This window comes from Streptomyces sp. NBC_00354 (genome assembly GCF_036106915.1).
GTDB lineage: Bacteria > Actinomycetota > Actinomycetes > Streptomycetales > Streptomycetaceae > Streptomyces.
On sequence record NZ_CP107983.1, the window covers coordinates 6,631,185 to 6,657,304 of the forward strand.

A 26,120-nucleotide genomic window follows, 5' to 3' on the forward strand; every position below is an offset into this window, starting at 1 on the left:
AGGTGAGCGGGAGGCATGCGCACATGGGCATGAGCGTGACCATTTCGGCGGCAGCTGCCGAGGACACTGAGCAGATCCTCAAACTGCAGTACCTGGCGTTCCAGCGCGAGGCCGAGCTGTACGGCAACTACCGCATCCAGCCGCTCACCCAGACCCTGGACTCCCTCAAGGCGGAGCTGGAGTCGGACACGGTACTGGTGGCCCGGCTCGGCGACGAAGTGGTCGGCACCGTGCGCGGCAAGGTCGACGAGGACGGCACCGGCAAGATCGCCAAGCTGTGCGTCCACCCGCGCCTGCAGGGCCACGGGCTCGGCGCCCGGCTGCTGCGCGCCGTCGAGGAGGCCCTCGCGGGCCACGGCGACACCACCCGCTTCCGCCTGCACACCGGCCACAAGAGCGAGTCCAACCTGCGCCTCTACCGCAAGGCCGGCTACGTACAGGTCGGCGGCCGTACGGCTTCCGACGGCGTACGCCTGGTGATCCTGGAGAAGGAGGCCACCGACGCGGCCGACTTCGCGGTCAGTGCCTGACGCCCGGCGCCTCACGCCCGGCGCCTGACGCCCGGCGTCGGACGCCCGGCGTCGGACGCTCAGCGCTTGGCGCGCAGCCAGAGCATCCCGGTGATCGGCAGGATCACCGGGATGAACAGGTAGCCCATCCCGAACTGCGACCACACCGTCGAGTCGGGGAAGGACTCGGGCCGCGCCAAGGTCCAGGTGCCGACGACGAGGACCCCGGCCAGCTCGGCGGCGCAGCACGCGCGCGCCGCCCTGCGGGCCGTCTCCCCGCCGCGCACCAGTGAGTACGTGATGAAGCAGTAGACGAGTGCGGCCAGGCCGGTCAGCGTGTAGGGCAGCGGGGCCCGGTCGAACTCGGTGGAGATCTGGTAGACCGAGCGCGAGACCGCGCCGACCGTGATCACCCCGTACAGCCAGACCAGCAGCAGCCCGGGCCCGGAGACCAGCCGCCCCCGCTCGGCGGGGGTGGCGGCCGTGTCGTCCATCTGCGTGTCAGGCACCGGGGGTTCCCCAAATGTCATAGAGGCGTACTTCGAGCACGGCGAGGACGAGCGCGCCCGCGGCCACCGTCACCGAGCCCCACTTGGTCCGCTCGCTCAGCGACAGCAGCCCGGCGGCCGGGACCGCCGCGAAGGCGCCCACCAGGTAGGCCACGAAGATCACCGTGCCCTCGTCGGGCTTGCCGCCCTGCGCCAGCTTCACCACGCCCACCACCAGCTGGGCCAGGGCCAGCAGGGTCACCACGCCCATGCCGATGAAGTGCCAGTCCTTGGTCGGCTGGTCCCGCAGAGCGGCGTATCCGCACCAGGCGGCGAGGGCGAGTGCGGCCGCGCCGAGGGCGACGGTCAGGGCGTCGAGCATGCAGCGAGGGTATTACGGGCCGCCGCACCGGCCGCGCGCACCCCTGCGGGCGGGCGGCCCTGCGGTACGCGTATGTCGTGGCCTTGGCCACAGCGGAGGCTCCCGCCCGGCCCCGCGGGTACCACCGCGTACGGGCTTCCCGGGCCGTGTCCGCGCAGGTCAGCGTGGCCGGTTGGGCCTTCGTCGCGGATGAACGGCCCTGACCGGCCCTGACCGGCGCTGTCCGGAATGCGGCCGGATTCCGTCCGCTATGCGGACATCGTTGATCGGTGAAGGGATAGGTCTGCTTTACTGGGGCCCATGACCACGACGAGCAGCCGCACCCTTGCGACCGAGGCGACGATGACGCCCGGTGCTCGTTGTATGTGTCGAATGTGCGCCTTCTGAGGGCCCCTCTCCTTGCAGTCTCGCGCCCCGAAGCGAGACCGGCCGAGCCCGTCCGTACGCCGCCCCGAAGCGGCACTGGATCGCTCCCTGCCCCGCGCACGCGTCGTCAGCGTCGTTTTCTGATGATCTGACCCGTATCGCGTCCCCAGATGTTTGCCCCGTGCCCGGCACCCGCTTGCGCCGCGCACTCGACAGCGACGGAATTCCTGTGATCACCACATCGGGCCTCACGAAGGTCTACCAGTCCCGTGGCCGCGAGGTCACCGCCCTGGACGGCGTCGATCTGCACGTCCGCGAGGGCGAGGTCTACGGAGTCATCGGCCAGAGCGGCGCCGGCAAGTCCTCCCTGATCCGCTGCGTGAACCTGCTCGAGCGCCCCACCACCGGCACCGTGACCGTCGACGGCGTCGACCTCACGGCCCTGGCCGGCCGCGGCCGGCGCGCCGGCAAGGAGCTCCGCGAGGCCCGCAGCCGCATCGGCATGGTCTTCCAGCACTTCAACCTGCTGTCCTCGCGCACCGTGCAGAGCAACATCGAACTGCCCCTGGAAATCCTCGGCGTCTCCGGCCGCGAGCGCTCCCGCAAGGCCCTCGAACTCCTCGACCTCGTCGGCCTCTCCGACAAGGCCAAGGCCTACCCCGGCCAGCTCTCCGGCGGCCAGAAGCAGCGCGTCGGCATCGCCCGCGCCCTGGCCGGCGACCCCAAGGTGCTGCTCTCCGACGAGGCCACGAGCGCCCTGGACCCCGAGACGACCCGCTCGATCCTCCAGCTGCTGCGCGACCTCAACCGGCAGCTCGGCCTGACCGTCCTGCTCATCACCCACGAGATGGACGTCGTCAAGACGGTCTGCGACTCGGCAGCCCTGATGAAGCAGGGCCGGATCATCGAGTCCGGCACCGTCGCCGAACTGCTCGCCACCCCCGGCTCCGAGCTCGCCGGCGAACTCTTCCCCGTCAGCGGCGCCGCCACCGGCCCCGACCGCACGGTCGTCGACGTCACCTTCCACGGGGACGCCGCCACCCAGCCGGTCATCTCCCAGCTGGCGCGGACGTACAACATCGACATCTCGATCCTCGGTGCCGCGATGGACACCGTCGCCGGCCGCCAGATCGGCCGCATGCGGATCGAACTGCCCGGCCGCTACGAGGACAACGTCGTTCCGGTGGGCTTCCTGCGCGAGCAGGGCCTGCAGGTCGACCACGTCGACGACCCCGAAAACACAGAAGACGCCGACGCCGAGCTCGCCCAGCTCGTCAAGGATGGTGCCCAGTGACCTGGTCCGAGATGCAGCCCCTGCTCACCCAGGGCACGTACGACACCCTCTACATGGTGCTCTGGTCCACCCTGGTGACCGTCCTCGGCGGACTGCCCATCGGCATCCTGCTCGTCCTCACCGACAAGGGCGGCCTCCTGCAGAACCGGCCGCTCAACAAGGTCCTCGGCGTGATCGTGAACATAGGCCGCTCGCTGCCGTTCATCATCCTGCTGATCGCCCTGATCCCCGTCACCACCGCCGTCGTCGGCACCTTCATCGGCCCCACCGCCATGATCGTCCCGCTCGCCATCGGCGCCATCCCCTTCTTCGCCCGCCTCGTCGAGACGGCCGTCCGCGAGGTGGACCACGGCCTGATCGAAGCCGTTGAGTCCATGGGCGGCGGCGTCCCCACCCTCGTCGGCAAGGTGTTCCTCCCGCAGGCCCTGCCCTCGCTGGTCGCCGGCGTCACCACCACCCTGATCACGCTGATCGGCTACTCCGCCATGGCGGGCGCGGTCGGCGGCGAAGGGCTCGGCTCCAAGGCCATCACCTACGGCTTCCAGCGCTTCGAGACCGGCTTCATGCTCGCCACCGTCGTGGTCCTGGTCGCCATCGTGACGGTGATCCAGCTGATCGGCGACGGCGTGGTCCGCCTCCTCGCCCGCCGCGGCCGGACCGCCTGACCGGCGCAGGCCGACACCCTCAGACCTCTCCACCCCAGAAAGCCCGCACTTGTCGTGCTTGGGCCGCCACCACCCGCAAGAACCGCGCACGACCTGCGCACTTGCACCGCAATGAAAGGCACTCTTCGTGCGTAAGAACATCAAGGTCACCGCCCTCACCGCCGCCTCCGCCGCGCTCGCCCTCGGCCTCACCGCCTGCGGCAGCTCCTCGGACCCGTCCTCCACCAAGGCCGACGGCGGCAAGGCCGACGAGAGCAAGCCGCTCGTCATCGCCGCCTCCCCGAGCCCGCACGCCGACATCCTGAACTTCGTCAAGGACAAGCTCGCGGCCAAGGAGGGCCTCAAGCTGGAGGTGAAGGAGTTCACGGACTACGTGCTCCCCAACACCGCCACCGAGCAGGGCCAGGTCGACGGCAACTACTTCCAGCACAAGCCGTACCTCGACGACTTCAACAAGAAGAACGGCACCCACATCGTGCCCGTCGTGAACGTGCACCTGGAGCCCCTCGGCCTCTACTCCAAGAAGGTCAAGGCCCTCACCGACATCAAGGCCGGCCAGACCATCGCCGTCCCCAACGACACCACCAACGAGGGCCGCGCGCTCCAGCTGCTCGCCGCGAACAACCTGATCACCCTCAAGGAAGGTGTCGGCACCGCCGCCAAGCTGTCCGACATCACCGACAAGAAGGGCCTGGAGTTCAAGGAGCTGGAGGCCGCCACGGTCCCGCGCGCCCTGAACGACGTGGACGCCGCGGTCATCAACGGCAACTACGCCCTCGAGTCCAAGCTCTCGCCCGCCAAGGACGCGCTGGTCCTGGAGAAGGCCGAGGGCAACCCGTACGCCAACTTCCTCGCGGTGAAGGCCGGCAACGAGAAGGACCCGCGGATCGAGAAGCTCGCCAAGCTCCTCAACTCCGACGAGGTCAAGAAGTTCATCGAGGACAAGTACCAGGGCTCGGTCGTCCCCGCCTTCGGCGCCCCGAAGGCCTGATCGTCCCAGCCGTCCGGCCCCGTACGCCCCGGGTGGGTGTGCGGGGCCGAGCTCTGCCCGCTTCCGGGCAACCCGGCCGCCACATCCCGCTGTCGATGCTGCATGCTGTGCCTACGACCCGCACAAACGGTCCAGCAACGGCATGGAGCTGCGCATGACTACCACCTTCCCGGACGTCACCATCAGCACGGACCGGCTGGTGCTGCGCCCCTTCGACGGGGAGGACGTCACGGCGCTCGCCGAGATGATGAACGACGAGCACGTCACCGCCTGGACCTCCGTACCGCACCCCTACGCCCAGGCCGACGCCCAGGCCTGGGCCACCCGGGTCTCCCATGCGGAGCGCACCGAGGGCAGAGGCATCGTCTTCGCCGTCACCGAGTTCCTCACCCAGCGCCTCGTCGGCATCGTGCACCTGCAGAACACCAACTGGCGCACCCGCAGTACCGAGGTCGGCTACGTCACCGCCCCCTGGGCCCGCGGCGAGGGCTACGCCAGCGAGTCCGTACTCGCCGTCGTCCAATGGCTCTTCCGCGACCAGGGCTTCGAACGCCTCGAACTGCGCACCGCCGCCGACAACACCGCCTCGCAGCAGGTGGCCCAGAAGATCGGCTGCATCAGCGAAGGCGTCCTGCGCAACGCAGGGATAGTGCGCACCCAGAACCCCGACGGCTCCTGGGCGGACACCCGCACCGACCTCATCGTCTGGAGCCTGCTCCCCGAGGACATCGACTACACCGCGGACCCGGACGGTTACGACGGCTACAACAGCCACGACGACTACGGATACGGCCGCGGCGCACAGGCGGGCGCGAGCGGCTACGCCATCGGCGCCGACTGGAGCTGACCCGATGACCGGGTAGTCTCACCGTGCCCGCCCCTGCCGGCGAAACCTCGCCCGCCCCCACCCCAGGAGACTGACGACGATGGCCGACCGGGTCACGGTGATCGGCTGGGACGGCTCGCCCCTGACCGCGGCCGCCCGGTCCGCGCTCTCCGCAGCCACCCTCGTGGCCGGCGCCGCACACCACCTCGCACTCCCCGAGGTCCCGCCCACCGCCGAACGCATCCGCCTGGGCAGCCTCGGCCTCGCCGCCCGCCGCATCGCCGGCCACCGCGGCACCGCCGTCGTCTTCGCCGACGGGGACCCCGGCTTCTTCGGCGCCGTACGCACCCTGCGCGCCCCGGAGCACGGCCTCGAGGTCGAGGTCGTCCCCGCCGTGTCCTCCGTCGCCGCCGCCTTCGCCCGCGCCGGCATGCCCTGGGACGACGCCCAGGTCGTCGTCGCCCACCCCCGCACCCTGCGCCGCGCCGTCAACGTCTGCCGGGCCCACGCCAAGGTCGCCGTCCTCACCTCGCCCGGCGCCGGCCCCGCCGAACTCGCCCTCCTGCTCGGCGATGTCCACCGCACCTTCGTCATCTGCGAGGAGCTCGGCACCGCCCAGGAACAGGTGACCGTCCTGACCTCCGACCGGGCCGCCGACCACAACTGGCGCGACCCCAACGTCGTCATCGTCATCGGAGGACAGGCCTCCGCCCTCTCCTCCGCCGCCACCGCCGAACCGGCATGGCTGCTCGGCCAGAGCCCCGCCCAGACCGGCGCCCGCGGCTGGGCCCGCCCCCTGGCCGACGCCGGGGAAGGCGAGTCGGCCCAGCTGCGCGCCGCCCAGCTCGCCCGCCTCGGCCCGCGCACCGGAGACCTCGTCTGGGACATCGGTACCGGCTCCGGCGCCTTCGCCGTGGAGGCCGCCGCGTTCGGCGCCGCCGTCATCGCGGTGGACGCCGACCCGCGCGCCTGCGAACGCGCAACTGCCGCCGCCCGCAAGCGGGGCGTACAGCTCCAGGTCGTCGCCGGCCGCGCACCGCACGTACTGGAAGACCTCCCCGAACCCGACGTCGTCCGCATCGGCGGCGGGGGAGCCGAGGCCGCCCGGGCCGTCGCCGACCGCCGCCCCGAACGGATCGTCAGCCACGCCTCCACCCGCGACGAGGCGGAGGCGATCGGCCGCGCGCTCACCGAGGGCGGCTACACCGTCGAGTGCGCGCTCCTCCAGTCCGTGGGACTGGACACCCGTACGTGGGGTGAACAAGACCGTTCCGTCGTGTTCCTCCTGGCAGCCGAACGCCCCGGACACCCCCTGGGCCGGACGCCGCGGTAGGCTGGCCGATCGTCGTACCGCCCTGCTGTGTCCGGGGGTGACGGCACCGCCCGATGCGCGACGTGGCGCAGTCCACAGCGGACCATGGCAGTTATGGCTGCCGTGGTGGCTAACGGGCGCGACAATGCTTACTGGTTGTCGCGCAGGGCGTGCGAGAGACGAAACGCATCGCACGGCAACCCCGCACGGCAACGCCGCCTGGCGGCCCCGTGGGCGACCGGGCGATCGAAGAGGCACAACCGATGGGCGAGGGGTACGCATGACTGACACCGGCCAGGTACCGGGCGAGGGTCTCCCGGACAACGCGGGCATGGTGGATCAGCAGGGCATTCCCGCTCCGGTCCAGAACCCGGGCCCCGTCCCCGCTCCCGTCCAGGGCTACGCCTTCCAGGACCTCGTGGACAACCCGGCCGAGCCGGAGGACGAGGAACTGCTGCTGATGCCGAGCGGCCAGGGTGCGTGGAGCGACCCGCAGGTCGTCCTGCCGGCGCCCGTCTTCCCCGTCGAGACCTCGTACGGCGACGCGCCCTACGCCGAGTACCCCGAGGCGCCCGCCGCGTACGCGGAGCCCGCGTTCCCCGCACAGCCCGCGTTCCCCGATCCCTCCTACGGCGACGCCTCGTACAGCGCGGGTGCGCACGAGGCCGGCGGCCGCGACACCGGCGCGCTCGACCTCGGCGGCCTCGTGGTCCCGCCGCAGGCCGCCGCCCCGATGACCCCGGCCGCGCCCGTCGCGCAGGCGGTGCCCGCCCGTCGGCCGCTGCACATGGGTCCGCCCGTGCCCGAGGCCACCGGCGGAGTCGTACGCTCGCTCGCCGACCGGGGTCCGGCGGCCGCTCCCATGGCTGCCGCGGCGCCCGTCGCACAGGTCATGCCCGTCGTCGCCGCTGCCGTGAGCGCCCCGGTGGCTCCGGTTCCGGTGCAGGTGGCCGGGCCGGCGACCGCCGGTCCCGAGTACCTGGACGTCCCGCGCCCCGAGGCCGCCGCCGTACCGGCCGCCCCGCAGCCGGGCGAGACCCCGCCGCAGGCCGGCGAGCCGTGGACGGCGGAGCCGGCGCCCGTGGTGGCTCCGGAGCCCGTGATGGCAGCCGAGCCCGTGGTGGCTCCGGAGCCCGTGATGGCAGCCGAGCCGGTCGTTGCCCCCGAGCCCGTCATGGCACCCGTGGCCGCCGAAGTCCCCGAAGCCCCGGAAGCCCTTCAGCCGGAGCCGGTCGCCGCGCCGGAGCCCGCCCCGGTCGTGGAGGCCGCGCCGGAGCCCGTCGCCGAGGCGCCTGCGCCGGTCGCCGCGGAGCCCGCCGAGGCCCCGGTGGCGCCCGCCGTCGAGCCGGAGGCGGAGCCGGAGCCGGTCGTGGCCGAGGCCGTACCGGTGGCGCCCGCAGCCGTGGTGGAGATGCCGGCCGCCGCGCCGGAGCCGGAGGCCCTGCCTGCAGAAGCGGTGGTTGAGGCCCCCGAAGCCCCCGAGGCCGTCGAGCCCGTCGCCGAGGCGCCCCTCGCAGCCGAGCCGGTCGCTCCCGAGGCCCCGGCGGCTCCCGTCGCGCCGGAAGCCGTACCGGAGCCCGCTCCGGAGGCCGCAGGGGTGCAGCCCGAAGCCGCTCCCGAGACCACCCCCGCGCCGGTTGCCGAGCCGGAGGCCGAAGCAGCGGCCGAGCCGGTCGCCGAGGCCGCGTCCGAGCCCGTCGTGGAGCCCTCCGCCGGCGAAGCGGCCCCCGCGTACACCGACGCAGAGCGCGAGGCCGTCCTGCGTGTCATGCGCGAACGCCGCGACATCCGCAACGGCTTCCGCACCGACCCGATCCCGCACGAGGTGCTGCTCCGCGTCCTGGAGGCCGCGCACCACGCGCCCAGCGTGGGCCACTCCCAGCCCTGGGACTTCGTCGTCATCCGCTCGGCCGAGACCCGCCGGTCGATGCACGAGCTCGCCCAGCGCCAGCGCGAGGCCTACGCGAAGTCGCTGCCCAAGGGCCGGGCGAAGCAGTTCAAGCAGCTCAAGATCGAGGCCATCCTCGACACCCCGGTGAACATCGTCGTCACCGCCGACCCCACCCGCGGCGGCCGTCACACCCTCGGCCGGCACACCCAGCCGCAGATGGCCCCGTACTCCTCGGCCCTCGCCGTCGAGAACCTCTGGCTCGCCGCGCGCGCCGAGGGCCTCGGCGTCGGCTGGGTCAGCTTCTTCGACGAGCGCGAGATGGTCCGCGAGCTCGGCCTGCCGGAGCACCTCGAGGTCGTCGCGTACCTGTGCGTCGGCTACGTCGACGAGTTCCCGGAGGAGCCGGAGCTGGCGCAGGCCGGCTGGTCGCAGCGCCGGCCGCTGGCCTGGGTCGTGCACGAGGAGACGTACGGCCGCCGCGCGCTGCCCGGCGAGGAGCCGCACGACCTGCTCTCGGAGACGGTCGCCAGCATCCGCCCGCTCGACGCGAAGGCGCTGGGCGAGGCCTGGGAGCGCCAGAAGCGCATGACCAAGCCCGCCGGGGCCCTGGGCATGCTCGAAATCATCTCCGCCCAGCTCAGCGGCCTCTCCCGGGTCTGCCCGCCGCCGATCCCGGAGCCGGCCGCGGTCGCGATCTTCGCGGGCGACCACGGGGTCCACGCCCAGGGCGTCACCCCGTGGCCCCAGGAGGTCACCACGCAGATGGTCGCCAACTTCCTGGGCGGCGGCGCGGTCTGCAACGCGTTCGCGAACCAGGTGGGCGCCGAGGTCTGTGTCATCGACGTCGGTGTCGCCGGCGACCTCCCCGCCACTCCGGGCCTGCTCCCGCGCAAGGTCCGCCCGGGTACGGCCGACCTCTCCACGGGCCCGGCGATGACCCGCGAGGAAGCGATCGCGGCCATCGAGGTGGGCATCGAGACGGCCCGCGACCTCGTCGCAGCAGGCAACAAGGCCCTCCTGACCGGCGAGATGGGCATCGCGAACACGACGGTCTCCGCAGCCCTGATCTCGGTCTTCACCGGGGTCGACCCGGCGGAGGTCACCGGCCGCGGCACGGGCATCAACGACGAGACGCACGCCCGCAAGGTCGAGGTCGTACGCCGCGCACTGGAACTCCACCAGCCGGACCCGGCGGACCCGGTCGGCGTCCTTGCGGCCATCGGCGGCCTGGAACACGCGGCCATCGTCGGCCTGCTCCTCGGCGGAGCCTCCCTGCGCACTCCCGTCATCCTGGACGGCGTGAGCGCGGGCGCGGCAGCCCTGGTGGCCCGGGCCATCGCCCCCGAGTCGCTCTCGGCCTGCATCGCGGGCCACCGCAGCGCGGAGCCGGGGCACGTGGTGGCCCTGAACAAGCTCGGCCTGCGCCCGCTGGTCGACCTGGACCTCCGCCTCGGCGAGGGCACGGGCGCCCTGCTGGCTCTCCCCTTGGTCCAGAGCGCGGCCCGCGCGATGCACGAGGTGGCCACGTTCGACTCGGCGGGCGTCACCGAGAAGTAGCCACGGTCCGCCGCGCGGGGCTTTGCCCTCACCCCGCCCCTTCCCGGCACCGGGGGCAAGCCCCCGGCCCCCCTGACAGGCGCTCCGCGCCCGTTCGCTCGAGCGCCGCGCGGGTCCGGGCGGAGCCCGGGGAACGGGCGAAGGGCGGGTAGGGGACAAGCCCCGCGCAGCGGTCCCACCCTCCGGGGCCGGGGGAGTCCGGGGGTGGAGCCCCAGGGGTGGGGGCACGGGTCGTATCGTGGACCCGGACAGGGAAAGCGCACGTCACCCCACCCGACCCAGCCGCTCCAGCGCAGCAGCGGCCTGCAGACACCGCCGCATCAGGAGCCGCACCGCCATGGCCGAACACCCCGCGTACCCCGTAGGACTCCGCCTCGCCGGCCGCCGCGTCGTCGTCATCGGCGGCGGCCAGGTCGCCCAGCGCCGGCTGCCCGCGCTCGTCGCGGCCGGCGCCGACGTCCTGCTGATCTCCCCCTCCGCCACGCCCTCCGTGGACGCCATGGCGGAGACCGGCGAGATCCGCTGGGAGCGCCGCCGCTACCAGGACGGCGACCTCGACGGCGCCTGGTACGCGCTGATCGCGACCCGCGACCGGGCCGCCAACGACGCGGCCTCCGCCGAGGCCGAGCGCCGCCGGGTCTGGTGCGTGCGGGCCGACGACGCCGAGGCGGCCACCGCCTGGACCCCGGCCACCGGCCGGGTCGAGGGCGTGACCGTCGCCGTCCTGAGCGGCAACGACCCCCGCCGCTCCGCCGCCGTCCGTGACGCCGTCGTCGAGGGGCTGCGCGACGGCTCCCTCGCCACGGCCCGCACCCGCACCCCCGGCGTCTCCCTCGTCGGCGGCGGCCCCGGCGACCCCGACCTGATCACCGTCCGCGGGCGCCGCCTCCTCGCCGAGGCCGACGTGGTCATCGCCGACCGGCTCGGCCCCCGCGACCTGCTCGACGAACTCCCGCCGCACGTCGAGGTCATCGACGCCGCGAAGATCCCGTACGGCCGCTTCATGGCCCAGGAGGCCATCAACAACGCCCTGATCGAGCACGCCAAGGCCGGCAAGGCCGTGGTCCGGCTCAAGGGCGGGGACCCGTACGTCTTCGGCCGCGGCATGGAGGAGCTCCAGGCCCTCGCCGGGGCCGGCATCCCCTGCACCGTCGTCCCCGGCATCTCCAGCTCCATCTCGGTGCCGGGCGCCGTCGGCATCCCGGTCACCCACCGCGGCGTGGCGCACGAGTTCACCGTGGTCAGCGGCCACGTCGGCCCCGACGACCCGCGTTCCCTCGTGGACTGGGCCTCCCTCGCCAAGCTCACCGGCACCCTGGTGATCCTGATGGGCGTCGACAAGATCGGCCTGATCGCCGAGGCCCTGGTCCGCCACGGCCGCTCCGCCGACACCCCGGTCGCGGTCGTCCAGGAGGGCACCACCGCCACCCAGCGCCGCGTCGACGCCACCCTCGCCACCGTCGGCGAGACCGTACGGGCGGAGGAGATCCGTCCGCCCGCGGTCATCGTGATCGGCGAGGTCGTCAACGTCGGTACCCCGACCGCCTGAAGCGTGCGGGTGTGGCTTGTCGGTCAGGCCGGGCTCGCGGCGTCCGGTACGCACGCTCGCCGCGTTCCCGTCACTCGCCGACGTCCCCCCGGCCATCGCTGGGAGGTGCCCCACCGCGTCGTCTCCCTCCTCGGCCTTGCGATCGCACGCACCGGACGCCGCTCCCTGATCCGGCCCGACCGACAAGACACCCCCAACGCCCGGCCGGGCCGTTGGCACCACACCCCGGACAAGGCAGTATCACCCTGTGGCTGATCTCATCACCGTCGAAGACCCCGACGACCCGCGCCTGCGCGACTACACGGGCCTGACCGACGTCGAACTGCGGCGCCGGCGCGAGCCCGAAGAAGGCCTGTTCATCGCCGAGGGCGAGAAGGTCATCAGACGCGCCAAGGACGCCGGGTACGAGATGCGCTCGATGCTGCTCTCCGCGAAGTGGGTCGACGTCATGCGCGACGTCATCGACGAGCTCCCGGCGCCGGTCTACGCCGTCACCCCGGAGCTCGCCGAACGTGTCACCGGCTACCACGTGCACCGCGGCGCCCTCGCCTCGATGCAGCGCAAGCCGCTCCCGACCGCCGACGAGCTGCTCGCGGCGGAGGGGGCGGGCAGCCGGATCGCCGTCTTCGAGGGCTTCGTCGACCACGCCAACCTGGGGGCGGCGTTCCGCAGCGCCGCCGCCCTCGGCATCAGCGCGATACTGCTCTCCCCGGACTGCGCGGACCCGCTCTACCGGCGCGCCATCAAGGTCTCGATGGGGTCCGTGTTCTCGGTACCGTACGGGCGCCTCGACAAGTGGCCCGCCGACCTCGAGAAGGTCCGCGAGGCCGGCTACCGGATCCTGGCCATGACGCCGAGCCCGAAGGCCACGCCGCTGGACCAGGTCCCGCCGGAGCGCTTCGAGCGCTCCGCGATCATGCTCGGGTCCGAGGGGCACGGCCTGTCCACGTACGCGCTGCGGGCCGCCGACGAGTGGGTCCGCATCCCCATGGCGGAGGGGATCGACTCGCTGAACGTGGCCGCGGCCTCGGCGGTCGCCTTCTATGCGACCCGCCCGCCCCAGTCCCCGGCGCCCACCCCGCCGGAGCTCTAGAACCTCAGGACGCCAGGACGCCAGGACGCCAGGACGCCAGGACGCCAGGACGCCAGGACGTCAGGACGTCAGAACTCCAGGACGTCAGAACTTCTGGGCCGCGGCGATGCCCAGCGCGACGATCAGCGTCACCACGACGAACACGATCAGCCGCTGCCGCATCAGTCTGGGGTCCGGCCGCGACGGCCGCCGCCCCGTGCCCGTCGTACGCGGGGCCGGGCGGCCGCCCGTACGCCCCGCCGTCGGCCGGGAGGACGGGCCGCCCGGGTTCCGCGAGGACGAGGGCCGCGAGGACGGAGGCCGTGCGCCGGAGGACCGGGCGTGCGGTCCGCTGTCCGGGCCTTGGCCGCGGCCCTGTCCCTGGCCCTGTCCCTGGTTCGGCGCCTGGGGCACGGGCGTGCCCCCCGTACGGCGCTCCGTGCGCTGGTCGGCGTACGCATCGCCCCGCTCCGCCAGCAGCCCGGTGGGCCGCTCGGTCCGCGCGCGCTGCACCGGCGGGCGCCCGTCGGACAGCCCCTGCGCCTCGCGGGCCGCGATCTCCTTCAGCCGCATCGACAGCTGCAGCGTGCTGGGCCGCTCCTCGGGATCCTTGGCCAGGCAGGCCTGGACGAGGGGCGCGAGCGCGTCCGGGACCCCGACCAGATGAGGCTCCTCGTGCACCACGCGGTACAGCATGACCTCGGAACTGCCGTGCCCGAAGGGCGAGTCGGCGGTCGCCGCGTAGGCGAGGGTGGCGCCCAGCGCGAAGACGTCGGTGGCCGGGGTGACGGCCGCCCCGCGCACCTGCTCGGGCGCGAGGAAGCCGGGGGAGCCGACGGCCGTGCCCACATGGGTGAGAGTGCTCGCACCGGTGGCCCAGGCGATCCCGAAGTCGATGATCCGGGGGCCCTTGGGAGACAGAAGAATGTTCGAGGGCTTGAGATCGCGGTGGACGACCCCCGCCTCGTGCACGGCGACCAGTCCCTCGGAGAGCGCGGCGCCGATCGCGGCGATCTGCGCGGCCGTGAGGGGACCCTCCTCGGCCACCTTGTCGTGCAGGGACGGGCCGGGCACGTACTGGGTGGCGAACCACGGCCGCTCCGCGTCCAGGTCCGCGGCCACCAGGCGCGCGGTGCACCCGCCGCGGATCCGCCGGGCGGCGGACACCTCGCGCGCGAAACGCGAGCGGAACTCCTGGTCCTCGGCCAGATCCGGCCGGATCACCTTGAGCGCGACACGCTGGCCACGCCGGTCGGATCCCAGGTAGACCACGCCCATACCGCCGGCACCGAGCCGTCGGTGCAGCCTGAATGAGCCGACGACACGCGGGTCCTCGCGCCGGAGCCGCATCATCGCCATGTCCACCCCGCTGACCGGTCGTCCTGTTGACGTGCCACAGCTTACGGACCATCCGCCACGCGCGCTCAGAGGCCGCGCCCTCGCCCGAGGATTCGATTGTCAGTGCGGCACGGCCCACTTGAGGGTTCCTCACCCACACGGACCCATGTCCGTACGGCACTTGCCGGTACGGCCAAACGGCCCTGGCGCCAAGGGGATTGAGGCACTCGGAAGGGTGGTGCGCCGGGCGCACGGCGGACGGGGAGCGCGTGCGCGGGGCCGGCGGGCAGAGGGATCTTGTGCGTACCCCGTCGGCGGACATGCATGCGCGGGGGGTGACGGAAGTGAGCGAACTCACTACCCTCCGGTCATCCCCTCCGGGAAGACCCCCAGTACGGGGGAGCGGTCTCCACCCAGGGGAGTACACGAGAGGTGGCCCCGTCATCCTCCTGGAGGCCTGCCAATGGGTACGAGGGCAGGAGGCCAGGGGCCGTGCGCCCGCCTAGTGTTGAAGACAAGCGGCGGGTGGCGCACTCGTCCCCCGAGGTCACGGACCCGCCGCTGCAACCGACAGGGAGAGGACCATGGCGGACATCGCACGGCAAGGACGCAAGGCATTCGCGTTCAACGGCCATGAGTCCGGCACGCGCCATCCACTGGTGGCCGCGGCCATGGTGCTCCCCCTGGCCGCCCTCCTGCTCTTCCTCTTCGGAGGGTTCGACCAGGTGGCGGTACAGGCGTCGTCCGTGGGCGTGATGCTGGGGCGCTGAGCGGCGCCCCGGGTCCGGGAGAGCGGCCCGGACCGGGACATCGGCCTGTTGCACCCCGTGGGGACGGGGGCGCGACGGACGGCAGGAGAAGGGTGCTGCCCGTCCGACTGGGGAGTCGGACGGGCAGCACCCTTTTTCATGCCGTCCCGCAGTTCCGTAACCTGCTCCCGAGACGCCAGCGACGGGAGCCGTGGAGCCGCGATGAACCAGGAGCCACTGCCCGCCGCCCTCGCGGCGTACGCCGGCGCGGGGGAGCAGGACGCCCCGTACGAACTCCTCGCCGAGCGGGAGGACGGGACCGTCGTGCGCTGCGGCGAGATCGTGGCCAAGGCGCACGCCGGGGACAGCGACCGCGAAGGCCTCGCCGTGCGGATGCGGATCGCCGCGGACGAGGCGCTGGCCGGGGTGCTGCTGGCCCCGCTGCGCCCCGAGGTCGGCTACCTCGGGGGCCGGCCCGTGTCCCTGTGGCCGTACGGGGCCCCGGTCGACCCGGAGCGCCCCGAGGACGCCCCCTGGGAGGCGGCCGGCCGGCTGCTGGCGGCCCTGCACCAGGTACCCGTGCACCGGCTGCCGGGCCCGGTCCCGCCGATGCGCGGTCCGGCCAAACTGGCCCGTGCCCTGCGCCGCCTGGCGCGGGCGACGGCTCCCGGCCGGTCTGCCGGTGCCGCTGCCGCCGGTTTCGCAGGGGCGGCCGGGCCCGTGGGCGTCCCCGCTGCCACCGGTGCGGCCGGTTCCGGAGGCGCGGCCGGGTCCCGTACCGGTTCCGCCCTCGTGCCCAGCCCGGCCGAGGGCCGCCCCGCCGGCGACCTCGTACGGGCCGCCGCGCGGACCCTGCCCGCCTGGGTGCGGGGGGAGGCGCCGGCGCCCCGGGGCGGGGCGCTGTGCCACGGGGACCTGCACCTCGGGCAGTTGGTCCGGGGCCCCGGACCCGACGGGGGCTGGCGGCTCATCGACGTCGACGACCTCGGGATCGGGACCCCCGCCTGGGATCTGGCCCGGCCCGCCGCCTGGTACGCCGCCGGGCTGCTCGACACCGGGACCTGGGTCCGCTTCCTCGACTCCTACCGCGCCGCCGGAGGCCCGGCGGCCGGGCCGGCCGGCTCCGACCCCTGGCCGGAACTGGACCTCGCCGCCCGGGCCCTGACCGTGCAGACCGCGGCCCTGGCCCTGGCCAAATCGGTAGAAAACCACCGCCGACTCGACGACCTGGAACGGCTGATGGTGGACTCCTGTGCCCGAATCGCCACCCTCCCGCCCGACTTGGAGCCGCAGGCTCCGTCGTAGGGTGAGGCTCACGCCACCGGGCATGCATCCGGTGTCGAAGCAGACGGCGAGGAGTTGATCCGGTCATGCAGTGTCCGAAGTGTCACGCGATGATGCACACCTACAACCGCAACGGTGTCCAGATCGAGCAGTGCAGCAACTGCCGCGGCATCTTCCTCGACTACGGTGAGCTGGAGGCGCTGACCCGCCTGGAGTCCCAGTACACCGGCGGCCAGTACGGCCAGGTCCCGCCGCCCGCCGCGCCGCCGGCCCCGTACCCGGCCGCTCACGCGGCGCCCGCCCCCGCCTGGGGCGCCCCGCACCACGGCGGCCACGGCCACGGTCACCACGGCCACCACAAGGGCGGCTTCGGCCGGATGCTCTTCTCCTCCTGAGCCGCCTCGACAACGCGGAAGCCCCGGCCGTCGAAACGGCCGGGGCTTCCGGAGGTGGTGCGCGATACTGGGATTGAACCAGTGACCTCTTCCGTGTCAGGGAAGCGCTCTCCCGCTGAGCTAATCGCGCGGGACCGCGGTAAGAAACCGCAGGTGGTGCGTGTACTGCGTGCGCGATACTGGGATTGAACCAGTGACCTCTTCCGTGTCAGGGAAGCGCTCTCCCGCTGAGCTAATCGCGCGGGGATCCTTGCGGACCAGTGGACGATACTGGGATTGAACCAGTGACCTCTTCCGTGTCAGGGAAGCGCTCTCCCGCTGAGCTAATCGTCCTTGGAGGTGGAGACGGGATTTGAACCCGTGTAGACGGCTTTGCAGGCCGTTGCCTCGCCTCTCGGCCACTCCACCTGGAGCTGCAGGGGTTCTCGGGAAGATCCCCCACTTCGAGCGGACGACGAGACTCGAACTCGCGACATCCACCTTGGCAAGGTGGTGCTCTACCAACTGAGCTACGTCCGCAGGTCACCGTGTTCGCTCCGGGGTTTTCCCCCTTCGCTCCCTGGCGACGTGTTGAACTCTAGCGGATTCCCGGGCCAGCTCAAAAACGCGTTTCCGCAGCGTGCTGCCGCTCGATCACCGCCGGTCACCTCACCGGCGCCGCGGCGTCACCGGTCATAGACTCGCAGCCGTGCACGACCTGCTCCCCCTGGCCCGCTTCGGCGGCCTCCTCGCGACCGACCTCCGAGACGTCACCAGCGACCCCTCCGCCCTCGACTCCACCGGCTTCTGGGCGGTGTCCGCAGACTTCGAGGGGCGTCTGGTCTGCGCCCGCTTCGGCGACATACGCCCCGACCCCGTCCCGGCGCCCGTCGCGGGAGCCTGGCGCGGCCCCGCCGCCGACCGGTGGTCCTCCTCCCTGGACCGCGCCGACTACACGGCCGGCGTACGCCGCATCCGCGAGTACATCGCCGCCGGCGAGGTCTACCAGGCCAACCTCTGCCGCGTGATGTCCGCGCCGCTGCCCGACCCGGACCGCGCCGACGTCGACGCCCTCACGGCGCTGCTCGCGCGCGGCAACCCGGCCCCGTATGCAGGAACGATTCGCCTACCGGCTCACGGCGTCGAGATCGCCACCGCGTCCCCCGAGCTGTACCTGCGCCGGGCCGGCCGCCACGTGGAGTCCGGCCCCATCAAGGGCACCGGCCGGACCGTCGCCGACCTCCTGCCCAAGGACCACGCCGAGAACGTGATGATCGTGGACCTCGTGCGCAACGACCTCGGCCGGGTCTGCGCCACCGGCTCCGTCGCCGTCCCCGAACTGTGCGCCGTCGAGGAGCACCCGGGCCTGGTCCACCTCGTCTCCACCGTCAGCGGCGAACTCGCCGACGGCGCCGGCTGGCCCGAGCTGCTCGCCGCCACCTTCCCGCCCGGCTCCGTCACCGGCGCCCCCAAGTCCTCCGCGCTGCGGATCATCGAAGCCCTCGAGACCGCCCCCCGCGGCCCCTACTGCGGGGGCATCGGCTGGGTCGACGCCGACCGCGGCACCGCCGAGCTCGCCGTCGGCATCCGCACCTTCTGGATCGACCGCCAGGGGCCGGGAGGCCCGCGCCTGCTCTTCGGCACCGGAGCCGGCATCACCTGGGGCTCCGACCCCGAGCGGGAATGGGCCGAGACCGAACTGAAGGCCGCCCGGCTGCTCCGGGTAGCGTCAGGAGCCCATGAGGTGACTGGTACCCCTGGGTGAGCGGAGGGATCGTACGGTGAGGATCTGGCTCGACGGCGCGCTGCGGGACGCCGACAGCGCACAGGTGTCCGTGTTCGACCACGGGCTGACCGTGGGCGACGGTGTGTTCGAGACGCTGAAGGCGGAACACGGCACGGCCTTCGCGCTCACCCGGCATCTGGAGCGGCTGACCCGCTCGGCCCGCGGTCTCGGGCTGCCCGACCCCGACCTGGACGAGGTGCGCCGGGCCTGCGCGGCCGTCCTGGAGGCCAACCCGATGCCGCTCGGCCGGCTGCGCATCACGTACACGGGCGGCGTCTCCCCGCTCGGCTCCGACCGCGGGGAGTCCGGCCCCACCCTGGTCGTGGCCCTCGGCGAGACCGCCCGCCGCCCGGACACCACGGCCGTGATCACCGTGCCCTGGGTGCGGAACGAGCGCTCCGCCGTGACCGGCCTGAAGACCACCTCGTACGCGGAGAACGTCGTCGCACTGGCCGCCGCCCACCGGGCCGGGGCCTCCGAGGCCCTGTTCGCGAACACCGTCGGGCGGCTCTGCGAGGGCACCGGCTCCAACGTGTTCGTCGTACTCGACGGGGAGCTGCACACGCCGCCCGTCGCCTCCGGCTGCCTGGCCGGCATCACCCGCGCCCTCGTCGTGGAGTGGGCCGGGGCCAAGGAGACGGACCTGCCCTTCGAGGCGCTCGAGCAGGCCGAGGAGATCTTCCTGACCTCCACGCTGCGCGATGTGCAGGCCGTCCACCGGGTCGACGACCGTGCGACGGGCGCGGCCGTGCCGGGACCCGTCACGGCCGAGGCGATGCGGATCTTCGACGCGCGCTCCGGCGAGGACCTGGACCCGTGAGCCCCGTGCCGTCCGTGACGCCGTGAGGCCCGTGGCACCCGGACTGCCCCGTTAAAGGCTGTCGCACGGGCCGCAGGGCGGGGTAGAACTCGACTGATGACCACCACCCTGCGGCCGAGCGGGCCGCTTCAGCAGAGCACCGGGGGCGCGCGGTCGCGCCCGTACGAGATCCGGGTCAACAGCAGGCGCGTCGGCGCGCTGCTGGTCGCCTGCGACACGCCCTTCGGGCCGACGGTCGGGGAGATCCGGGACCTCGCCGTCGACGAGCCCGACCGGCGGCGCGGCCGGGCCACGGTCGGGGCGCTCGCCGCCGAGGAGGTGCTGCGCGGCTGGGGCTGCCGCCGCGTCCGGGTCTGCGTACCCGCCGCCTCGGCGGGCGGCCTGCGGATGGCGCAGGCGCTCGGGTACGCCGAGTACAGCCGCATCATGGCCAAGGAGCTCCCCGCGGAGCCGCCCGGGTTCCGGGAGGGGGTCCTCGGCCGCCCCATGACGGAGGCCGAGTACGAGGTCTGGCTCGTCGACGCGATCGACGGCTACACCGCCGACTGGACCAGCCGGGGCATGCCGGAGGAGGCCGCGCGGGCGAAGTCGGTGGCCGACCACGAGCGCCAGCTCCCCCACGGACTGGCCACGGAGGGCACCACCCTCTGCGTCCTGGAGGCGGCGGGCGCCCCGGTCGGCCACGTGTGGGTGGCGCCGGCCGGTGGGGGCGCGTACGTCTTCGACGTCGCGGTCGCCGAGGAGCACCGGGGCCGTGGGTACGGCCGCGACCTGATGCTGCTCGCCGAGCGCGAGGCCCTCGCCGCGGGCCACCGCACCCTCGGCCTCCAGGTCTTCGCCGGCAACACCCCGGCCCTGCGGCTCTACGAGTCCCTCGGCTACCGGACGACCGACGTCAACTACGCCAAGGACCTCCTCTAGCCGACGCCGGCTAGCCGTTGCCGGCGGCCAGCAGGCGGTCCGCGATCTCCTCGATGCGGGCGCGCAGGCCCTGCTGGCTCTTGCCGCCGTCGAGGCGCTCGCCGCCGATCACGTACGTCGGGGTGCCGGTCACGCCGATCGCCTTGCCCTCGGCCTGGTCGGCGTCGACGATCAGGATGTGCCGGCCGTCGATCAGGGCGGTGTCGAACTCCTCGGCATCGAGGCCGAGTTCACGCGCCACGTCCAGCAGTACGGCCTCGCCGCGCTCGCCGAGCTCCGCGGTGCGGGCCAGTACGGCCTCCACGTACGGCCAGGCCCGGCCCTGCTCCGCGGCCTCCTCGGCGGCCTGCGCCGCGGCGAAGGCGTGCTTGTGCTTCTCCAGCGGGAAGTGGCGCAGCCGGATGTCCAGCCGGTCGCCGTAGCGGGCCCGCAGGGCGTCTACGTCGCCCAGGGCGTGGTGGCAGTCCGGGCACTGGAGTTCGCACCAGACGTCGAGGATCACGGAATCGGTCATGCGGACAGTCTCCCAGCCGCCGGGCGCGGCCACCGAAACGGACCTCCCGACGCCCCTGAGGAGGAGGCGCGACCCCGAGATCTCCCGGAGATCGGTCCGGGATCCGCTCGGGACATGGCCGCTGCGGCGGTGCCCGGTGCAGGATGGAAGGGACAGTTCGCCCACCCCTGGAGGACCGCATGCTTGCCGAGACCATATGTTCCGCGGTGTCCGCGGCGGGCTTGGGCGTCGCCGCGGTGACCGCGTACCGCAAGCGCTTCCTCGCCGCCGCGCGCATCGCGGCGTACGCGCTGGTGCCGGTCGCCCTGGTGATGACGGGCTTCGTGGAGTGGGTGTCCGGGATGGTCTTCAACCCGGCCGTCTGGGCGGGCTTCGGGCTGCTCGGGCTGTCCTGGGTGCTGTTCATGACCACGCGGGCCGTCGAGCGCCGCAGCCTCGGTGCCGGGGAGAAGCCGGCCAAGGCGGTCAAGCCGGCGAAGGGCGCGAAGGGGCGCCCCGCGCGGGAGGCCGTGGCTCCGGCCGCGTCCGCCCCCTCGCTCGGCCCGGGCGCCCGTCCGCAGCCGGAGCCCCGCAGCGGCGCCGCCCCCGCCACTCCTGCGGATGACTTCTCCGACATCGAAGCGATTCTGAAGAAGCACGGCATCTGAGGTCCGCGCACGAAATTCCCGCGGGCTTGACGAGAAGGGGTGAACTCCCGCGTAAACGATGGCGTGTTGAAGGCCCGATCGGGGCACCTTGGGTCATCATCGCCCCGACATGCTCGAGACATCGCAGGGTGAGCCGACGATTCCCGCGCCGGCCCCGGTCCCCGCCCCCGTTGCCGAGGAGCCGCGAGGCTGCCTCTTCGCGCTTTCCCAGCCGCCCCTGATGATCTTCCTAGGGGTGATCGGCACCCTGTTGCTGCTGGCCGCCGTGCACGACCTCTTCCTGCTCTGAGGGTCCCGCGTCGGCCTCCTTGCGCCGGGCCCGGTACGCCGCCACGTGCAGCCGGTTCCCGCAGGTCCGGCTGTCGCAGTAGCGGCGCGAACGGTTCCGTGAGAGGTCCACGAAGGCCCGTCGGCAGTCGGGGGCCTCGCAGCGGCGCAGTCGCTCCTGCTCCCCGGAGACCACGATGAAGGCCAGCGCCATGCCGCCGTCGGCCGCGAGGTGGTCGCCGAGCGAGGCGCCCGGCGCGAAGTAGTGGACGTGCCAGTCGTAGCCGTCGTGGTCGGTCAGCTGCGGGGTGGTGCCGGCGGTCGCCACCAGCTCGTTGATCAGTCCTGCCGCGGTCCGCGGATTGGCCGCCCCGAACACCTGGGCGAATTTGCCGCGGACGGTACGCACTCCGGCGAGGTCGCGGACACCGAGATCGCCGACGTCGCTGATCTCGTACTCGCGTACGAACTCGCGCAGCGAGCCGACGTCCGCCAGCCCGTCGGGGTGGTCCGTCTCGGCCGTGGTGTTCACCAGCGCGACGACGACGTCGAGCGCGCGACGGGTGTCGTGGGGAATCTGCACGGTGGTCGCTCCCTGGGGGCCGGGCCTGCGGCGACGGACCAGTGCCGCCGCTGGGGGCCGACTCTAGTCGTCCCTGGGCGGCACCGGGAGGTGCCTCAGCTGCGACTGCGTCACGCACACCGGCGCCGTCCTCGCGGGTGGCTTCCGCAAGAACAGCGCCGGCACTGTCGTATGTGGTTTTTGTCCAGCCCGCACCGTCGCCCCGAGTCGGACGGTGCGGAGTGGCCCCCGGCGCAGGCCGGGAGGTGCTCCCTGCGAGCCTGGTTCAGCTTTCGGCCAGGATGTGGGAGAGCTCTTTGTCGAGGTCGAAGTGCCGGTGTTCGGTCCCGGGTGGAACCGCGGCGTCCGTCCGCTTGAGGAACGACTCGAGTGCGCGGGCGGGTGCTTCGAGCAGTGCTTCTCCCTCCGGTGAGCTCAGGGCGATGCAGACGACGCCCTGACCGTGGCTGCGGGACGGCCAGACGCGGACGTCTCCGGTTCCGGTGGGCCGGTGGAGGCCCTCAGCGAGGAGGTCTCGGGCGAATACCCACTCGACCGTCTCCTCGGCGCCGGTGTGGAAGGTGGCGTGCACGGCGTAGGGATCGGCCGTGTCATACCGCAGGCCCGCCGGGACAGGCAGTGAGGACTCGCTCGACACAACGAGGCGCAGGTGCAGCTCGCAGCTGACCGTGGTGTTCATAAGCGCCAGGGCCTTTCGCTCAGTGTGCGCTCGGGGATTCGCACGTCGGCGAAATCGACATGCCACCTACGGTGCCGTTGTAAACCCCTCTGACCGTTTTGCGGACCTCTGGGTCCCTCGGACGGCGGATCCAAACCACCATTCACGTGTGCTTCCGGCTCCGGTAGATTCGGGCCTATGAATACGGGGAGTGACCGCGGGACCGAAGCGTCCGCAGCCGACGACACCAGCACTCAGCAGACCACGGAAGAAGCGCCGCACGTATCGAAGGCTCCCGCCTTCATCAAGTCGCGCCGCACCCTGCACCTCAGCTGGCAGGTCGGCGTCTTCATCGTCGGCCTCGCCGTCATCGGTGCCGGTGTCGCCATGCTCGTGCTGCCCGGGCCCGGCTGGGTCGCGATCTTCGCGGGCCTGGCGATCTGGGCCACCGAGTTCGCCTGGGCCCACCTGGTGCTCCGCTGGACCAAGCGCAAGGTGACCGAGGCCGCGCAGAAGGCGCTGGACCCCAAGGTCCGCCGCCGCAACATCATCCTGACCAGCGTCGGACTCTTGATCGCGGGCGCGCTGATCGGCTTCTATCTCTGGAAGTACGGCCTCACGCTGCCTTGGGACCTCAAGGACCAGTGATGGTCGGGAACCACCGCTGACATGGGGTAATGTTTGCGGTGCGTCCGGGCGATTAGCTCAGTGGGAGAGCACTTCGTTCACACCGAAGGGGTCACTGGTTCGAACCCAGTATCGCCCACCCGGACCAAGGGCCCGGAGACTTTCATCGTCTCCGGGCCCTTGGCGTTTCCCCGTTCCCGCCGCTACCTCAGCCGGCCGAGGGCCGCCCGCAGCCGGCGCGCGTCCCGCAGCCGCTTCTCGTACGTCGCCCCCACCACCAGGAGCAGCAGCCCCGCCAGCGCCGGCGGCAGCCAGCGCGGCAGCGCGTCGACCACCTGGACCACGTACGGGGCCAGCTCGTGCAGGGCCACCGCCGCAAGGGCGCCGCCGCCGAGCAGCAGCGGGGCCTGGAGCCGCCGGTGCGCTCCGAGCAGCGTCACCGCGAGCGCCGCGAGGCCCAGCAGCAGCGGCCGCAGCCAGTACGGGTCGCCCCAGACCGCGACCAGGCTCGGCAGCAGCGTCGCCCCCAGCCCCGGCCCGTAAGCCGTCCACGACGAGGCCTGCGCATCCCTCCGGCGGCGCACGAAACCCACCGCGAGGGCGAGCACCGTCACCGGCAGCGTGTACGCCTCCGGCGCCGCCACCCCGGACGCCGCGAGCCGGATCCAGGTCGCCGCCACGAACAGGGCCCCGGCCGCCCAGCCGAGCCCGCGCCGGTCCGCCCGTACCGCCGCGCCCGCGCAGACCACCCCGGCCAGCGCGCACACCAGTGCCGACAGAGCCGGCTCCCGGACGGGGAGGAGCAGCGCCACCGCGCCGACCACGGCCGCCGCGATCTCCGCCGGGATCCGCACCCGGCCCAGGCGCGGGCCGAGCGCCGCCACCGCGGCCGGGACCGCCAGCAGGGGCAGCGCCCACCAGGACACCGCGAGCCCCCACACCACCCCCAGCGCCGCCACCGTGCCCGCCGCGTACCCGACGGCCAGCACCGCCCCGCCGGCCCGTGTGGGCAGCGCGGCGGGCCTGTACGCCGCCCCTGCCGCGCAGCCCGCACCCAGCAGCCCGAACACCGCGAAGGTGGCCGTACGGCCGTCCAGCGCGGCCACCGACAGGTCCAGCGCCCCCACCGCGGCGCACACCGCAGCCGCGTACCCCGGGCCGCGCGCGATCCGCAGCGCGCACACCCCGGCCGCCGCCGTCACCACCAGCTGGGCCGCGAGCACCGCCGCGACCGGCAGCCCGTACGCCAGCGGCGCCGTGAACAGCCCCGCCCAGGCCAGGACCACCGCGATCACGCCCGGCTCCGGGCGGGGCAGCACCCGCGCCAGCCACCCGGCGGCCCCCGCCGCGACCAGCAGGGTCACCGCGGCCGCCGGGCCCGGCCCGTACGCGTCGCGGGGCGGGGTCGTCGCCGCCCACACCTCGCCCAGCACCCCGGCCCGGAACACCAGCGAGCCCATCGCGGGCAGCAGCGCCGACACCGCGGTCAGGGCCGCCACCCCCGCACCGGCCCGGGCCAGGCCGCGGCGGACCGCCACCGGGAGCGCGCCGGCCCGTACCGCCGCCAGCAGCGGCAGGGCGAGCAGCAGGAACACCACCACGGTCCACTCCCGCGACAGCACGGGACGGGCCAGGCCGCCGAGCGCCGCCACCGCCGCCAGAGCGCCGGCGACCGCGGCGGCCATCGCCGAAGGCTCCCGCCAGGCCACCGCCACGCCCAGCACCGCGCAGGCCGCCAGCAGCAGCGCCGGACCGGCCGCCGCAGTCGCCGAGCCGGCCTGCAACGACTCCGACAGCCCGGCGAGCAGGGCCCCCGCCGCGAGGACGGCCCCGCTCACCGCCGTCGGACCGAACACCGACGCCCGCGCGCGGACCCCCGGCGCCGACAGCACGAGCGCCGCGTCCAGCGCCGCCGTCGCCAGCAGCGCCCAGCCGACCCCCACCGGGTCCGCCGCCGAGGCCACCGCCGCCAGCGGCAGCGGGAGCTGCGCCGTCAGCACCGCCGCCGGCAGCGGGATCAGCAGCCCCGGCAGCACCCGGGCGTACCCCGCCCACAGTGCCGCCAGTACGGCCGCCGCCCCCGCCGCGTACGCCGCGGCGTCGGTGTCCGGCGCGGCGACCGCGAACACCGCGTACGCGTCCAGCACCGTCAGCAGCAGCCCCACCGCCGCCACCGACTCGGCCGTCGAACGCAGACCCCGGCGCAGCAGCAGCGCCGGCGCGCCCAGCGCGGCCGCCGTCACCACGGCCAGCACCGCACTGCGCCCGGCGATCCCCATGGACCCCCAACTGACCAGCGTGAACGCCAGCGCAGCCACCGCCAGCAGCACCGCGCCCAAGGTCAGCAGCACGTTCTGCGCACTCGGGGCCGAGGCCTCCTGCGGACGGGCGGGGACGCCCGGCGTCACCCACCCGCCCGGCGCCGGAAGCCGCAGCAGCCACTCCCGGCGGGCCAGCAGATATCCGCGCCGGGCGTCGAGTTGGGCCAGCTCACGGTCGATGAGCACGAGCTCCCGGCCGGGCGGGAGGGGGATGTCGGGTGGTGGAGTCGCCATGTTCCGGAGTGTGGTGCCCGTCACGCCGTCAGGACATGGGCGTGCGTACTCAGATCCGCCCTGAGTACGCACGGAAGGAGTGGATGTACGAGAGC

Annotated in this window: 25 protein-coding genes and 6 tRNA genes; 19 read left to right on the plus strand and 12 right to left on the minus strand. The window is 73.4% G+C overall.

The features are described from left to right. Positions 1-23: 23 nt before the first annotated feature. The gene (locus OHT74_RS30415; RefSeq protein WP_030294460.1) at positions 24-530 is read left to right on the plus strand and encodes a GNAT family N-acetyltransferase; all 507 of its coding nucleotides are present in this window, start codon (positions 24-26) and stop codon (positions 528-530) included. Between the two features lie 59 nt (positions 531-589). Here OHT74_RS30415 and OHT74_RS30420 read toward each other — a convergent pair whose 3' ends face one another. Together OHT74_RS30420 and OHT74_RS30425 are read right to left on the minus strand one after the other, a co-directional pair. After that, the gene (locus OHT74_RS30420; RefSeq protein WP_266673199.1) at positions 590-1,003 is read right to left on the minus strand and encodes a hypothetical protein; all 414 of its coding nucleotides are present in this window, start codon (positions 1,001-1,003) and stop codon (positions 590-592) included. Between the two features lie 7 nt (positions 1,004-1,010). Then, complete coding sequence (locus tag OHT74_RS30425; RefSeq protein ID WP_266668746.1) at positions 1,011-1,379, minus strand: hypothetical protein; 369 nt, start codon at positions 1,377-1,379, stop codon at positions 1,011-1,013. A gap of 595 nt (positions 1,380-1,974) precedes the next feature. On the opposite strand from OHT74_RS30425, the gene OHT74_RS30430 reads away from it, so the two are divergent. The 8 genes from OHT74_RS30430 (at position 1,975) to OHT74_RS30465 (ending at position 12,923) form a co-directional block, all read left to right on the plus strand. After that, a complete protein-coding gene (locus tag OHT74_RS30430) occupies positions 1,975-3,039 on the plus strand; it encodes a methionine ABC transporter ATP-binding protein (RefSeq protein ID WP_266668748.1) in 1,065 nt (354 codons plus the stop codon). After that, positions 3,036-3,704, plus strand: a complete 669-nt coding sequence (locus tag OHT74_RS30435; RefSeq protein WP_266668754.1) for a methionine ABC transporter permease — start codon at positions 3,036-3,038, stop codon at positions 3,702-3,704. Before OHT74_RS30430 ends, OHT74_RS30435 begins: the two co-directional genes overlap by 4 nt. Positions 3,705-3,831: 127 nt before the next feature. Next, entirely contained in the window at positions 3,832-4,695 is an 864-nt protein-coding gene (locus OHT74_RS30440) for a MetQ/NlpA family ABC transporter substrate-binding protein (protein WP_266668756.1), read from the plus strand. 154 nt (positions 4,696-4,849) lie between these two features. Further along, on the plus strand, positions 4,850-5,542 hold the full coding sequence (locus OHT74_RS30445) for a GNAT family N-acetyltransferase (protein ID WP_266668758.1): 693 nt from the start codon (positions 4,850-4,852) through the stop codon (positions 5,540-5,542). Between the two features lie 79 nt (positions 5,543-5,621). Beyond that, positions 5,622-6,854 (plus strand): precorrin-6y C5,15-methyltransferase (decarboxylating) subunit CbiE, encoded by a 1,233-nt coding sequence (gene cbiE, locus OHT74_RS30450; protein WP_328621941.1) that lies wholly within the window; start codon positions 5,622-5,624, stop codon positions 6,852-6,854. Between the two features lie 259 nt (positions 6,855-7,113). Further along, on the plus strand, positions 7,114-10,281 hold the full coding sequence (cobT, locus tag OHT74_RS30455) for a nicotinate-nucleotide--dimethylbenzimidazole phosphoribosyltransferase (protein ID WP_328621942.1): 3,168 nt from the start codon (positions 7,114-7,116) through the stop codon (positions 10,279-10,281). A gap of 337 nt (positions 10,282-10,618) precedes the next feature. Then, a complete protein-coding gene (gene cobA, locus OHT74_RS30460) occupies positions 10,619-11,830 on the plus strand; it encodes a uroporphyrinogen-III C-methyltransferase (protein WP_266668764.1) in 1,212 nt (403 codons plus the stop codon). A 247-nt stretch (positions 11,831-12,077) separates the two neighbouring features. Continuing rightward, positions 12,078-12,923: a TrmH family RNA methyltransferase gene (locus OHT74_RS30465; RefSeq protein WP_266668766.1), complete on the plus strand. Its 846-nt coding sequence runs from the start codon at positions 12,078-12,080 to the stop codon at positions 12,921-12,923. 84 nt (positions 12,924-13,007) lie between these two features. Here OHT74_RS30465 and OHT74_RS30470 read toward each other — a convergent pair whose 3' ends face one another. After that, a complete protein-coding gene (locus OHT74_RS30470; protein WP_443047595.1) occupies positions 13,008-14,267 on the minus strand; it encodes a serine/threonine-protein kinase in 1,260 nt (419 codons plus the stop codon). 557 nt (positions 14,268-14,824) lie between these two features. Between OHT74_RS30470 and OHT74_RS30475 the strand changes: the two genes are divergently transcribed. The 3 genes from OHT74_RS30475 to OHT74_RS30485 all read left to right on the plus strand — a co-directional run bounded on the left by OHT74_RS30475 (position 14,825) and on the right by OHT74_RS30485 (position 16,668). After that, positions 14,825-15,010 carry a hypothetical protein gene (locus OHT74_RS30475; RefSeq protein WP_030294485.1) on the plus strand — a complete coding sequence of 62 codons (186 nt, stop codon included), beginning with the start codon at positions 14,825-14,827 and terminating at the stop codon, positions 15,008-15,010. Positions 15,011-15,211: 201 nt separating this feature from the next. Next, positions 15,212-16,294: a phosphotransferase family protein gene (locus tag OHT74_RS30480; RefSeq protein ID WP_328621944.1), complete on the plus strand. Its 1,083-nt coding sequence runs from the start codon at positions 15,212-15,214 to the stop codon at positions 16,292-16,294. A 65-nt stretch (positions 16,295-16,359) separates the two neighbouring features. Then, on the plus strand, positions 16,360-16,668 hold the full coding sequence (locus OHT74_RS30485; protein WP_266668772.1) for a TFIIB-type zinc ribbon-containing protein: 309 nt from the start codon (positions 16,360-16,362) through the stop codon (positions 16,666-16,668). Positions 16,669-16,723: 55 nt separating this feature from the next. Here the strand turns inward: OHT74_RS30485 and OHT74_RS30490 are convergent. The 5 genes from OHT74_RS30490 to OHT74_RS30510 form a co-directional block, all read right to left on the minus strand. Beyond that, a tRNA-Val gene (locus tag OHT74_RS30490) sits at positions 16,724-16,798 on the minus strand. 40 nt (positions 16,799-16,838) lie between these two features. Then, a tRNA-Val gene (locus OHT74_RS30495) sits at positions 16,839-16,910 on the minus strand. A gap of 19 nt (positions 16,911-16,929) precedes the next feature. After that, positions 16,930-17,001 (minus strand) — tRNA-Val (locus tag OHT74_RS30500). A gap of 1 nt (position 17,002) precedes the next feature. Beyond that, positions 17,003-17,076: transfer RNA gene (locus tag OHT74_RS30505), tRNA-Cys, on the minus strand. A 38-nt stretch (positions 17,077-17,114) separates the two neighbouring features. After that, positions 17,115-17,187, minus strand: a tRNA-Gly gene (locus OHT74_RS30510). A 169-nt stretch (positions 17,188-17,356) separates the two neighbouring features. Between OHT74_RS30510 and OHT74_RS30515 the strand changes: the two genes are divergently transcribed. The 3 genes from OHT74_RS30515 (at position 17,357) to OHT74_RS30525 (ending at position 20,174) form a co-directional block, all read left to right on the plus strand. After that, entirely contained in the window at positions 17,357-18,412 is a 1,056-nt protein-coding gene (locus OHT74_RS30515; RefSeq protein WP_328621945.1) for a chorismate-binding protein, read from the plus strand. Positions 18,413-18,428: 16 nt separating this feature from the next. Next, complete coding sequence (locus tag OHT74_RS30520) at positions 18,429-19,253, plus strand: aminotransferase class IV (protein WP_266668776.1); 825 nt, start codon at positions 18,429-18,431, stop codon at positions 19,251-19,253. Positions 19,254-19,349: 96 nt separating this feature from the next. Further along, positions 19,350-20,174 (plus strand): GNAT family N-acetyltransferase, encoded by an 825-nt coding sequence (locus tag OHT74_RS30525; RefSeq protein WP_266668778.1) that lies wholly within the window; start codon positions 19,350-19,352, stop codon positions 20,172-20,174. 10 nt (positions 20,175-20,184) lie between these two features. Here the strand turns inward: OHT74_RS30525 and OHT74_RS30530 are convergent, their stop codons facing one another. Further along, positions 20,185-20,688: a DsbA family protein gene (locus tag OHT74_RS30530; RefSeq protein ID WP_328621946.1), complete on the minus strand. Its 504-nt coding sequence runs from the start codon at positions 20,686-20,688 to the stop codon at positions 20,185-20,187. A gap of 179 nt (positions 20,689-20,867) precedes the next feature. Between OHT74_RS30530 and OHT74_RS30535 the strand changes: the two genes are divergently transcribed. Next, positions 20,868-21,335 (plus strand): hypothetical protein, encoded by a 468-nt coding sequence (locus OHT74_RS30535; RefSeq protein ID WP_266668782.1) that lies wholly within the window; start codon positions 20,868-20,870, stop codon positions 21,333-21,335. Positions 21,336-21,444: 109 nt separating this feature from the next. Next, positions 21,445-21,624 (plus strand): hypothetical protein, encoded by a 180-nt coding sequence (locus OHT74_RS30540; protein ID WP_267000432.1) that lies wholly within the window; start codon positions 21,445-21,447, stop codon positions 21,622-21,624. Here the strand turns inward: OHT74_RS30540 and OHT74_RS30545 are convergent. Both OHT74_RS30545 and OHT74_RS30550 read right to left on the minus strand, forming a co-directional pair. Continuing rightward, on the minus strand, positions 21,565-22,185 hold the full coding sequence (locus OHT74_RS30545) for a CGNR zinc finger domain-containing protein (protein ID WP_267000433.1): 621 nt from the start codon (positions 22,183-22,185) through the stop codon (positions 21,565-21,567). The two genes, OHT74_RS30540 and OHT74_RS30545, sit on opposite strands and share 60 nt — an antisense overlap. Positions 22,186-22,450: 265 nt before the next feature. Further along, entirely contained in the window at positions 22,451-22,864 is a 414-nt protein-coding gene (locus tag OHT74_RS30550; RefSeq protein WP_030011909.1) for an SsgA family sporulation/cell division regulator, read from the minus strand. A gap of 177 nt (positions 22,865-23,041) precedes the next feature. On the opposite strand from OHT74_RS30550, the gene OHT74_RS30555 reads away from it, so the two are divergent. Together OHT74_RS30555 and OHT74_RS30560 are read left to right on the plus strand one after the other, a co-directional pair. Next, a complete protein-coding gene (locus tag OHT74_RS30555) occupies positions 23,042-23,491 on the plus strand; it encodes a TIGR02611 family protein (RefSeq protein WP_266668788.1) in 450 nt (149 codons plus the stop codon). Positions 23,492-23,537: 46 nt separating this feature from the next. Beyond that, positions 23,538-23,609 (plus strand) — tRNA-Val (locus OHT74_RS30560). Positions 23,610-23,673: 64 nt separating this feature from the next. Here the strand turns inward: OHT74_RS30560 and OHT74_RS30565 are convergent. After that, entirely contained in the window at positions 23,674-26,025 is a 2,352-nt protein-coding gene (locus OHT74_RS30565) for an SCO7613 C-terminal domain-containing membrane protein (RefSeq protein ID WP_328621947.1), read from the minus strand. Positions 26,026-26,120: the final 95 nt, after the last annotated feature.